Below are 11638 nucleotides of genomic sequence, written 5' to 3' on the forward strand. Positions count from 1 at the left end.
AAACTAAATAGTAACAACTAGTTAGGTGTTATTTACCAATTGCTTCTTTTGCGAACAAATGTTTAATTGGGCCAAGGTTGTCTACAAGGCTTAAACCAACACCACGTACAAGCTTTTTCAGTGGATTAGCGCCCGCAAATAGCTCTTTTAAGCCTTGCATCATGGCAATATGTTTTTGTGCATCAAGCTTACGAGTACGTTCATAATCACGCAGCGTGCGTGCACTTGCAAACTCGCCTTGCTCATTACTTAATAGCTCAATTAAATAAGCGGCGTCTTTTAGGCCAAGGTTCATACCTAAACCAGCTAATGGGTGAATGGTATGCGCTGCATCGCCCATTAATACTACTTTGCCCGACACCCACTGCTGGGCATAACGCATCTTAAGTGGAAACGCCATGCGCTCACTTTGCACTTCACATAAACCACATTGGCCATCAAGGGCTGCCATAACCGCTTTATTAAAGTTGTTATCATCAAGCGCTAAAAGTGTGTCGCAATGCTCAGGGCTTGTTGACCAAACAATTGAGTGCGTATGTTTATCTGGCAAGGGTAAAAACGCCAGTGGCCCGGTTGGCAGAAACACTTGGCGTGCTGTGTTGTTATGCTCATCAGCGGTTTTAACCGTGGCAACAATAGCGTGATGGTCATAATCTTTGAAGGTAATTGGCATGTTGAACTGCTTGCGAATAGCCGAGTTAGCCCCATCAGCCGCTACTAATAATTTAGCAATCACAGGCTCGCCGCTTTCAAGAGTAATAAACACATCAGAGTCGGTTTGATGAATTTGCTGATAGCGGGTTTCGAACAGTAAAGTAGCATTACTTTGCTTTTCAAGTTCGCTAATTAAAGCGTAGCGAATAATGTCGTTTTCGACGATATGACCGAGCTGCGGTAAGTCGAGGTCGTTATGATCAAAATGAATCTTACCAAAGCTGTCTTGATCACGTACATCCATCGAGGTATACGCTGTAGCACGTTGTTTAATGATCTCTGGCCATACATTTAAAGACTCAAATAAGCCCTGACTAGCTAAGCTTAATGCGCTCACGCGAAGTGCGTAATCATCACCTGGTAAGGTTTGATTTTTACTCGCATCAATCACCACAACGCTAATATCTGCTTTTGCTAAACCAAGTGCTAGCGTAAGGCCAACACAGCCACCACCGACAATACAAACTTGTGCTTGTTTCATATCCGTTTACCTTGCTTAACCTGACCCATAAGCTGTTTTGCCAGCGGGGTTTTTAACGAGGAGAATAAATCCATTGAGAAAAGGCCAATGCTGCGACCAAGCGCGAGCAATCGTGATGAGTTAGAGAACAAACGCACTAGGCTGTCTGTAAGTGTCATCACGGTAGTAATATCTTTACTGCGAGTTTGGCTGTAATAACGGGTAAAGGCGTAATCACCAAGGTCGTCTCTATTTGCCATATCACACAGTAGTTGCACATCACGCAGGCCTAAATTAAAGCCCTGCCCTGCGATTGGGTGAATAGCATGCCCTGCATTACCAATTAATACCGTACGGTGGCTGCTCAGTGATTCTGCTTTACCATACACAAGCGGATAACTTGCACGCATACCCACTTTACTAAATGAACCGCCGCAGTAACCAAATGCTTTTTGCAACGCAGCTAAAAAGGCATCGTCTTCAAGCGCCATGGTGTGCTCAATTTGCTCAGGCTCCATACACCACACCAGTGAGTATCGGTTATTACTCATTGGCAACAGTGCCATTGGGCCGTGCTCAGTAAAACGCTCAAAGGCATGATTATGATGACCACCAGCCACTTCGATGTTAGCAATAATCGCCGCTTGCTGATAAGCGCGAGTATTAAACTCTATATTAGCTAGTTTACGGCTTTGCGAATGAGCACCATCGGCAATCACCACAAGCTTCGCGCTTAACTGCTCGCCCGAGCTTAGCGTGATATTGGCAAAATCGCTTTGGTATTCAAGCTTGGCAACCGTATCAGGGCAAAACAAACTAACATCAGTACGCGTAAGTTGCTGATGAAGGCTGCGCCCAAATGGGTTCACTTCGACCACATAACCAAGGGCATCATGGCCATATTCTTGGCAATCAATATGTGTTTTACCAAAATGACCGCGGTCAGACACAGTGACTTTTTTAATCGCTGCCGCAAATGGCGCTTGGCAATCAAACGCATTGATTGTTTTTAAGTACTGAACAGACTGCTGAGCCAGCGCAATGCTTCTATCATCAAAGCTAGGGTGATAGTCTGCGCTTACTTCATTTGCTTCAATTACAGCGATTGATAACTGCTTATTGCTCTGTTTTAGGCCCAGAGCACAACTTGCACCCGCCATTCCACCGCCGATAATGACAACATCAAACTGCTTTGCCACGCTTGCTCCTAGCCTTTGTTTGCTTGCATCACTGCTTCAATGTCACTAACGGTTTTAGGAACCGAAATGGTCAGGTTTTCATGGCCATCTTGAGTGACAAGTAAGTTATCTTCAATACGAATACCGATGCCTTTATATTGCTCTGGTGCTTTTGCATCTTCGCTAATATATAAACCCGGCTCGATGGTGAGCACCATGCCCGGCTCAAATACACGCTCTTTTTCATCAAGCTTATATTCGCCAACATCGTGTACGTCTAACCCTAACCAATGACCAAGGCCATGCATGTAAAATGCTTTGCACGCTTGGTTTGCCATTAGCTCATCAAGCTCACCGGTTAAAATGCCTAAGTCAATAAGCCCTTGCGTTAATACCGTTGAGGCCAGTTCATTCGCTTTCGATAAACTACCGCCTGGCTTTACTTGGCTGAATGCTGCTTCTTGAGCTGCTAATACAATGTTGTAAAGCGCCGCTTGAGGTTCGCTAAACTTGCCATTGATTGGGAAAGTTCGTGTGATATCTGCCGCATAACCTTCAAGTTCACAGCCTGAGTCAATTAACACTAAATCGCCATCTTTTAGCTCAGCGTCATTTTGTGTGTAGTGTAAAATGTTAGCGTTGTCGCCACTGCCGACAATCGTGCCATAAGCAGGATGACGAGCACCATTCATTGCATAATGGTGATGAAGCTCTGCTTCTAATTGGTATTCAGTTGCGCCAGGTTTGGCAAACTGCATAGCGCGAATATGGCCTTGCGCACTAATTTCGCAAGCTGTACGCATAATGTTTAATTCTGCGTCAGATTTAAACAAACGCATTTCATGCACTAAACCACGAATATCTTTAATAGTATGTGGGGCTTTATAGCCCTTTTTAGGTGCGCCGCGAAGTGTATTTAATAAGTCCCAAACCTTTGCATCGAAATTTGCGTAAGTGCCTTGTGCATAAAATAAAATCTGCTGGCCGTTCACCAAATCTAATAATTGTTCATCTAGTTCACTAAGTGGGCAAGTTGCGTCGAATAAATACTCAGACTTAGCTTTTTCGAAGCCAATTCTACGGCCATGCCAAATTTCAGCTAGCTTATCTTTGTTACGGCAAATAAGCGTACTTGGTGTATCGCTCGACGGGCAAAGCACTAAAACCGCATCTGGTTCGTTAAACCCAGTTAGATAGAAAAAGTCACTGTCTTGACGAAATGCATATTCAGTATCACGGCTACGTGTTACTTCTCCTGCCGCAGGAATAATAGCCACGCTATTTTTATCCATCATCGCAAGCAAGCGCTCGCGGCGGGCTTTAAATTCAGCTTTATCGATAGCAATAGACGACATGCTAAACCTCTGTAATTTGATTAGTGAAGGGTCTTCTTAGGGTTTTTATCTGCAGGCTCTTTGCCTAATTCAGCAAAACATAAAAGCGCAGAAACACGCACATACTCAATAACTTCGTGCAGTGCTTGGCTGTCTTCTTCGGTCTCTTCAAACATGGTGTCTAGGCGGGTAATTTCACTAAAATCGCTGATCACTTCTTTCACATCAGCAGATAACTTGCCGTAATCTTTTTGTTTTAAACCAAAACCAAGCATAAAACCCGATACCCAAGATACTAAGCCATTGGCTAAATCGATCAGTGTTTCGTCGTCGCTTGGTAAGAATAGGTCAAACTGAAATTCTTCATCGCTAAAGCTGGCAACAACCTGAGAATACACATCAGCAAAAAATGCTTTTAAATCTTTATTGAAGGCTAAGCCATCATTGAATACATCGCTTAATAAACCTAAGTATTCGTCGGCTTCGATATTGATGCCACAGGCTAATAAACCACTGATCACACCATGGGCTTCGGCTGGTGCGACAAAAATTTCATTCTTTTCTAATAACAATTGGGCTTGTTGGTAATCAGGTAACGTGCTCATAACTTTTTCTTTGTTCGGCTAAGTAACGCCATGCTACCACTCGATAAATCGCAACTCCAATTAATTGTATGATTGAGGTCAAAAAGCAATCTGAAAAGTAAATAAGCAGTTAAAGGTGGGGAAAAACTACCCGAACGATCCGCTTTTTTTACTTCTATGGTTTAAGGATTGAAACTTGTCTTATATACTGAAGGTGTTCCCTAGGGTGCAGGAGCTTGGTTAAGTCCCTGAGCCGATAAATTTTATGTTAGGGTTTCTGTTCGTCTACTATTGTGCAAGCTCGGCATGTACCGAGAAGCCTACGGTAAACCGCAGATCCCCGCCCTGAAACCTCAAGGTTTCAGGACTGACACCGGGCACCGCATACTTGGGGAACACCATTTCTATAAAGTTTCAAGTTTCAAGTTTCAAGTTTCAAGTTTCAAGTTTTCAATAACTTCCCTTAGTTTTTCTCTTGTACAAGAACTTATTACTCTAATTCGCGCGAAATAAATTTCACGCCTACAGTATCGGGGATAGCTATGTGCGGGCACAATCTAACTTTACTCTTTCCCCTTGCTAACTCGCTAACTTGTTTGTTTTATCTAACTTCTAACCACTGATATCTAATATCTCCATTTTTTTCGACGTTAAAACGCCTCCTACAACTCGCATCTCGTCCCTCGAAACTCGCACCTTTCCCCTCGCTAACTTTATTCTTTTAAAACAAAAAACGCGGGATAAATCCGCCGCCACTCGTTACCTGTAGCAGCGGGTTTACCCCGCGTCCTAGCTTCTAGCACCTAGTCCCAACCAAGCGCTAACAGTTAACTTCGAGCTCTACTTAAACCACCCTTGAAAACGCTCCATTAATAGATAGTTAACTGGCACTAATAGTAAGGTGATAAGTGTTGCGAAGATAATCCCAAAGCCAAGGCTTACTGCCATTGGAATAAGGAATTGTGCTTGCGTTGCTTTTTCAAATAACAGCGGCATTAAACCAATAAAGGTGGTTAAACTGGTTAGCATTACTGGGCGAAAACGTGCCGCCCCTGCAAGCTTAACGGTTTCAAGTAAATCACCGCCCTCTTCACGCTTCTTATTGATAAAATCGACCAATACTAGTGAGTCATTCACTACAACACCTATCAAGGCTAACATGCCAAGCAGGCTCATAATGGTTAACTCCATGCCCATTACCCAGTGACCCATTACCGCACCTATCATGCCAAACGGAATAACACTCATCACAATTAATGGCTGTAAATATGATTTAAACGGTATCGCTAATAACGCATAAATAATAAAGAATACAAACACTAGGCCCCAAGCCAATGAACCAAATGACTCACGCTGCTCTTTGGCTTCACCTTCTAGTGTGTAATCAACACCTGGGTATTGCACCATTAGCTCATCTAAGTAGGTTTTTAAGTCTGCTTGCAGTACCGTCATATTGGTATTTGATTTTTCAACATCAGCTGTCACATTCAACGTGCGATAGCGGTCAATACGATAAATCGACGATGGGCTTTGCCCCGGCACTAAGGTCGCCACATGCGACAATGGCACAGTACCACCAGCAGGTGTTTTAATAAGTATATCTTTTAAGTCTGCAACCGAGCGACGCTCTTCAATCGGTAAGCGTACCATTACGCGTACATCGTCGCGCCCGCGTTGAATGCGCTGTACCTGCGCACCAAAGAACGAGTTACGCACTTGCTGCGATACATCAACACGGTTTAATCCAAGCGCTAAACCTTGCTCTGTCAGCTCAATTTGCAACTCTTCTTTACCATCTGACATGCTATCAGCAATTTCGTACACAGTTGGATAGGTCGATAAACGTACTTTAACTTTTTCTGCCACAGCTTCTAAGGTATCGATTGAGCTACCGCTTAGCTGTACATCAATAGGGCTAGATGTTCGACCAAACTCAGCACGGAAAGTGACACTCTCTGCTCCCGGTATAATACCGATAAGATCACGCCATTCGCTGGCAAGCTCTCGTGAGCCTATATCTGAATCACGCTTTTCTGCCGGCATGATCTCAAATCTAACACTACCGGTATTTGACGAACCACCACGGCCACCTGTGGTTGCCAAAATATTTAGAATCACACTTTGACCGTCTTCATCGCGGTATTTATCTTGTAACTCTTTTGCCTTGTCTGACATTTTAATGACGTATTTATTGGTCACTTCAAACGGTGTTCCGGCAGGGAAAGTTACGGATGCACGTACAGTTTCACTTGGAATACGCGGGAAAAAGGTAAATTTAGTCCAACCACTTGTGATCAAGGTAACAATAATTACAAAAATCCCAACAAATAAGCTAACCGTAGCCATTTTATTCTTTAAAGCTAGATTCAATAATGGTTGGTAATACTTCATAATTGCGTGTTCAAAGCCATCGGCAAAACGCTGTTGAAGGCGCTCTAGTTTCGATGGTTCGCCCTTTTCATGGCGTAACTTTAAGTATTTTAAGTGTGCTGGTAATACAAACTTAGACTCAATCAAAGAGAACAGTAAAACAGGAATAACTACTACTGGAATTTGTGCAAATATAGCGCCTCGAGCACCTTCAATAAAAGCGAGAGGTAAAAATGCCGCAACAGTTGTGAGAACACCAAATGTTACCGGAGTTGCCACCTCTTGCGTTCCACGAATAGCGGCTTGCTCACCACTCTCTGCAGTTTTTAGGTGGGTGTAGACGTTTTCACCGGTCACAATGGCATCGTCAACAACAATACCTAGCACCAAAATAAAACCAAATAAGCTGATTACATTAAGTGTGATACCAAATATTGGCATCATTAAAAACGCGCCCATGAACGACACAGGAATGCCAATAAATACCCAAAATGCTATGGCAGGACGCAAGAATAAGGTGAGTAGCGCAAGGACTAAAATCCCGCCCTGAATTGCGTTACTAGTAAGCGTTGCTATTCTGCTTTTTACAACTTCTGAGTCATCATCCCAATAACTTAACTCAAACCCTTCCGGTAGTTGGCTTTGATGCTCAGTAATATAGTTTTTTACCGCATCAGCAACTTCAATCGCACTTTGCGGGCCAATACGATACACATCAATAAACGCCGCTTGTTTACCATTAAATCGAGTACGCACTGGGGTTTCTTCAAAATCATCGCTAATACGGGCTATGTCACCTAAACGAATAATAGTGCCATCAGCTTGGTTTTTTACCACTATGTTAGCAAATTCATCTTTGCGATAAGCTTGACCTTTTGAACGAATGAGTACATCCCCCCCTTCGGTTTTTAAGTTACCAGCTGAAACATCTGTACTTGAATTGCTAATTGCTGAAGAAATGTCCGATAAGCGTAAATCGTATTGACGTAAAGTATCTTGACTTACTTCTATGGCAATTTCGTAATCACGCACTCCGCTTAACTCAACTTGAGTTACACTTGGCAAACGTAGAAGCTCATCGCGAACAGTCTCGGCGTATTCAAGCGTTTCTTTTTCACCATAGATACTTGAAACAGTCACGGCGATTACTTCGCGCTTCCACTCAGCAAGCGAAACAATCGGTTTTTCAGCATCGACCGGAAAGGTGTTAATGGCATCAACCCGACTTTTAATATCAGCTAACAGCTCTCTTGGATCATACCCAGTCTCAACTTCAATACTTACCGAAGAAGAGCCTTCAGATGAGCGACTAGTAATACGCTTTACACCTTCGAGATCTTGAACTGCTTCTTCTATACGAATCGATACGCCTTTTTCTACATCTTCTGGCGTAGAGCCGCGCAATGATACACTGACACTAATTCTGTCAGCTTCAAATGAAGGAAACACCTCAAGTGGTATTTGCGTCGAAACGCTAAATAACCCTGCTAATAAAATGCTGATCAGCAATAAGTTTGCTGCAACATGATTCTTTGTAAACCAAGCAATCATTATTGCGCTCCTTGCTCTTTAGGCGGCTGTTGATTGTTTGGGCGCTTAGCTTTTGCTCTGGTCGCTTGATACTCTTCGCTACCCATAACGGTAACTTGTGTACCAGAACTCACTTGACCAAGCGGTGTAATCACCAAGTTATCGCCTGCAGTCAAACCATCAGCGACAACGGCTTGGTTAGCGTTTTGCCAAGCAAGTGAGATATTTTTACGACGCAATACACCTTGCTCTTCAACATAAACGTACGTGCCTTGGTAAATTGCGCTGTTTGGGATAACAATGGCATTCTCTATCGCCTTACCGGTAATTTGCGCTTTGATGTACTGACCAATTTTAATTGGGTACTGATTTGTTGACGTTGCTTGGTAAGGATCGTTAATTTGTGCAACCACGTAAAGCTGCTGCGCACTTTCATCTATGGCCCCTTCGGTACGTATAACTTGACCTTGCCATTGCTGTTTACCAACAAGATCTGAGCTAAATTTAACGAGTGAACCGGCACTATTTTTAGCACCATCACGAAACTGCTCTGGTAAGTTTATAAACGGCAAATCTTTATTTTTGATTGGTAAGCGAATTTCAACACGGTCAATTGCATAAATGCTAGCAAGTTCCATGTTGTTACTCACCACTTGGCCTAAATCTACGCTGCGGCTTAAAACTCGCCCCGCGTATGGTGCAGTGATTTTTGTACGCTCTAAATCAAGTTTTGCTTTTTCAAGCGTCGCTTGAGCAGACAATACACTTGCCTCGGCTGCTGCAAGTTGTGGCTTACGCAGTACTAGGCTACTTGCTTGTTCACCCTTGCCTAAGCGCTCCCAATCAGTAATTGCTTGACGACCACGAGCTTGCTCTTCAAGTAAGCTTTGCTCAGCGGTTAATAACGTCGCTTGTGCTGATTTTACTTCGGCGCGGTGATCTCTATCATCTAGTTGCAACAACACATCGCCTTTTTCGAAAAACCCACCTTCACGAAATTGCTCACTAATTTCGATAATTTGCCCTGAAGCCTGTGCGACTAGCATACTTTGCGTACGTGGCTTTACGGTGCCAAAACTATCAATCATTACTTGATAAGTTTCTGGTGTTAGAGTTTTAACAGCCACATTTACTTTTGCTTTTGGCGGCGAAGAAAAGCGGTTTGCTTGAGGCGGGTTGCCTTTAATAAACATGACAAGCAGTACCGTCACAACGATCACTACCAATGGAATTAAAATTTTACGTGTCTTGCTATTCATGATTATTGCTCTGCTACTTCGCTGTTTGCTTCACTAAAATCACCACCAAGGGCAATATGTAAGTTGATTCTGTTGATAATTAACTGGTTTTTAATTTCGATTACCGAGCTTTGCGCATTGAACGAACGGTCTTGTGCATCGAGTACAGTGGTGTAGGTAACCAAACCACTTTGATATTGTTCAAACGCTAATGACTCTGCGGTAATAGCATTTTCTTGCGCTTCTAAGGTTTTTTCATAACGTACTTTAAGCGCTTGCTCTTGGCTGATGGCTGTTTCAACATCGTTAAAGGCATCATAAAGTGTGGCAAGATACGCCTGTTCTTGGCGCTTAACGTTTAACCTTGCTTGTTCTTCATTGGCTTTTAAGCGACCCCCTTCAAAAATTGGCATCGAAATACTACCAATCAGCGACCACGCTAAGCTTGAAGGCGAAAATAAGTCGCTCACTCTATCTGTGCTATCACTAATTGATGTAGAAAGATTTAAGCTCGGAAAACGCTGTTTATGCGCATAAGCAAGCCCAGCATCGGTGCTAAGTAATTGATACCAGCTTGCCATTAACTCAGGTTTGCGAGTGATAAGCTCTGAAGGTAAACCTAGTGGAATAGCACTATCGAGTAGTGGTAAATCTGCGCTAACGCTTAACGCGCCAGTTGGGTATTGGCCTGTTAAACGCTCTAAATCGCGAATCGATTTAGTTAACGTTGCTTGCTGCGCCGCAATGTTCGAGCGCTCGGTATTTAGCTCATTACGAGCAAGATAAACATCAAGCGCTTCATTTAAACCTTGGCGATAACCTGACTCAATAATATCTAAATTTTTCTCGGCGTTTTGTTCACGCTGCTTATATAGCTCAAGTAATTTATGGTTCGTAATAACATCAAACCAACCCGCTACTACATCAGCAACTAATTGTTGTTTGCTTTGCGCAAATGTGGCTTTTTCAGCTAGGTATTCAAGATTTGCTTGTCGTTCTGAGGCCGACAATTTGCCCCATAAATCAACTTCGTAGCTTAATTCTAATGATGCTGAGCTGGCGTTGTTATAACTAACAGGACGATTATCTTTACTACGGCTAGCACGTGTTGATAAATCAAGGCTTGGCCATAAATCAGCCCCAGCAGCAATAAGCTGCTGTTCTTTAATCGCGACATCGTAGCCCGCTTGTAAAATCGCTTGGTTATGGGCTAATGCTTGCTCAACTAAAGTAAAAACTTGAGGGTCGTGTAATTGCTGTAACCAGTTGTCTTCAACAGCAAGCACCTTGTCGTCAGAAGGGAGTTGCTGCCATGCACTTGGTACAGTCTCAAGCTCAGCAACTCGTTCATTGTGAGTCGGCTGGCTCGCACATGCACTTAGCAAAATTACACTTAAAGCCAATAAACTCGGCTTATATTGCCAATTCATTCTAAAAACCTGAAAAACATCTATTTATGAGTGTAATTCAAGCACCACGTTAAGTTTTGCTCAACTGACTTTACATAACATTACACAGCCTGACATTTGGGGACGATGAACGGTAGGAAAATGGAGGTAAGTTGCAAGCTATCAGCTATCAGCTATCAGCTATCAGCTATCAGCTATCAGCTATCAGCTATCAGCTATCAGCTATCAGCTATCAGCTATCAGAACTTTGATCTAGCTTCTCTCTTTTACAAGAGTTTATTAGCGTGTAATAAATTTACATATACGGGTGAGCATTTATCTGAAACTGAGTGTAGGCACTTTTCAATCTGACTTCTAACCACTGATATCTAATAACTCTTTTTTCGGCGTTAAAACGCCTCCTTCAACTCGTATCTCGGGCCTCGAAACTTGTACCTTTGCTCTTTCCCCTTTCTAACTCGCTAACTTTTTCTGATCTGACTCCATAAAAGTAGACACCTTTTTGGAGTCAGTAATCATGAAAGTAAAACCATATCGTAAACATTCGCTCGAATTTAAAATAAAAGTCGTTCAAGAGTCGTTAGACACCACAGATACAGTTAAGATGGTCGCGAATAAATACGGAATTCATCCTGACATGCTATCAAGTTGGAGAAGTCACATGACCTCGAAGAAGAAAACAGCAAAGCCACTTAAGAACCAAGGCCCTGACAAATCATACACAGATTTAGAGCGCCAAATTCGCAAGCTTGAGAAGCAACTCGAAGATGCTCAGTTGGAGAATGACGTTTTAAAAAAGGCGAAGGTCTACTTCGACAGCC

Annotated in this window: 8 protein-coding genes and 1 other RNA gene; 2 read left to right on the forward strand and 7 right to left on the reverse strand. The window is 42.9% G+C overall.

All coding sequences use genetic code 11. The features are described from left to right. Positions 1–28 precede the first annotated feature (28 nt). Genes AUR67_RS13220 through AUR67_RS13235 form a run of 4 tightly spaced genes read right to left on the reverse strand, consistent with a single transcriptional unit; the run spans position 29 to position 4291 of the window. Positions 29–1195 (reverse strand): FAD-dependent monooxygenase, encoded by a 1167-nt coding sequence (locus AUR67_RS13220; protein ID WP_058585639.1) that lies wholly within the window; start codon positions 1193–1195, stop codon positions 29–31. Further along, positions 1192–2373 carry a 2-octaprenyl-6-methoxyphenyl hydroxylase gene (gene ubiH / locus AUR67_RS13225; protein ID WP_058585640.1) on the reverse strand — a complete coding sequence of 394 codons (1182 nt, stop codon included), beginning with the start codon at positions 2371–2373 and terminating at the stop codon, positions 1192–1194. The genes AUR67_RS13220 and ubiH overlap by 4 nt, the downstream gene beginning before the upstream one ends. A gap of 8 nt (positions 2374–2381) precedes the next feature. Beyond that, entirely contained in the window at positions 2382–3707 is a 1326-nt protein-coding gene (gene pepP, locus AUR67_RS13230) for a Xaa-Pro aminopeptidase (protein WP_058585641.1), read from the reverse strand. Positions 3708–3727: 20 nt separating this feature from the next. Then, positions 3728–4291: a UPF0149 family protein gene (locus AUR67_RS13235; RefSeq protein WP_054551315.1), complete on the reverse strand. Its 564-nt coding sequence runs from the start codon at positions 4289–4291 to the stop codon at positions 3728–3730. Between the two features lie 194 nt (positions 4292–4485). On the opposite strand from AUR67_RS13235, the gene ssrS reads away from it, so the two are divergent. Further along, positions 4486–4669, forward strand: a non-coding RNA gene (gene ssrS, locus AUR67_RS20800) — 6S RNA. A 441-nt stretch (positions 4670–5110) separates the two neighbouring features. Here the strand turns inward: ssrS and AUR67_RS13240 are convergent. The 3 genes from AUR67_RS13240 to AUR67_RS13250 are packed head-to-tail and all read right to left on the reverse strand — an operon-like array spanning position 5111 to position 10838. Then, the gene (locus AUR67_RS13240; RefSeq protein WP_058585642.1) at positions 5111–8191 is read right to left on the reverse strand and encodes an efflux RND transporter permease subunit; all 3081 of its coding nucleotides are present in this window, start codon (positions 8189–8191) and stop codon (positions 5111–5113) included. Then, a complete protein-coding gene (locus tag AUR67_RS13245) occupies positions 8191–9429 on the reverse strand; it encodes an efflux RND transporter periplasmic adaptor subunit (protein ID WP_058585643.1) in 1239 nt (412 codons plus the stop codon). Before AUR67_RS13245 ends, AUR67_RS13240 begins: the two co-directional genes overlap by 1 nt. 2 nt (positions 9430–9431) lie before the next feature. After that, positions 9432–10838 (reverse strand): efflux transporter outer membrane subunit, encoded by a 1407-nt coding sequence (locus tag AUR67_RS13250; RefSeq protein WP_058585644.1) that lies wholly within the window; start codon positions 10836–10838, stop codon positions 9432–9434. Positions 10839–11334: 496 nt separating this feature from the next. Between AUR67_RS13250 and AUR67_RS20805 the strand changes: the two genes are divergently transcribed. After that, positions 11335–11638, forward strand: a 304-nt coding sequence (locus tag AUR67_RS20805; RefSeq protein ID WP_063124317.1) for a transposase, incomplete at its 3' end; no start/stop codon positions are given.

The organism is Pseudoalteromonas sp. XI10 (assembly GCF_001469895.1).
Taxonomy (GTDB): Bacteria; Pseudomonadota; Gammaproteobacteria; order Enterobacterales; family Alteromonadaceae; genus Pseudoalteromonas.

Coding starts and splice junctions, on each gene's coding strand:
- AUR67_RS13235 (WP_054551315.1), bottom strand. CDS start 4,291: ATGAGCACGTTACCTGATTACCAACAAGCCCAATTGTTATTAGAAAAG.
- AUR67_RS13240 (WP_058585642.1), bottom strand. CDS start 8,191: ATGATTGCTTGGTTTACAAAGAATCATGTTGCAGCAAACTTATTGCTG.
- pepP (WP_058585641.1), bottom strand. CDS start 3,707: ATGTCGTCTATTGCTATCGATAAAGCTGAATTTAAAGCCCGCCGCGAG.
- AUR67_RS13220 (WP_058585639.1), bottom strand. CDS start 1,195: ATGAAACAAGCACAAGTTTGTATTGTCGGTGGTGGCTGTGTTGGCCTT.
- AUR67_RS13245 (WP_058585643.1), bottom strand. CDS start 9,429: ATGAATAGCAAGACACGTAAAATTTTAATTCCATTGGTAGTGATCGTT.
- AUR67_RS13250 (WP_058585644.1), bottom strand. CDS start 10,838: ATGAATTGGCAATATAAGCCGAGTTTATTGGCTTTAAGTGTAATTTTG.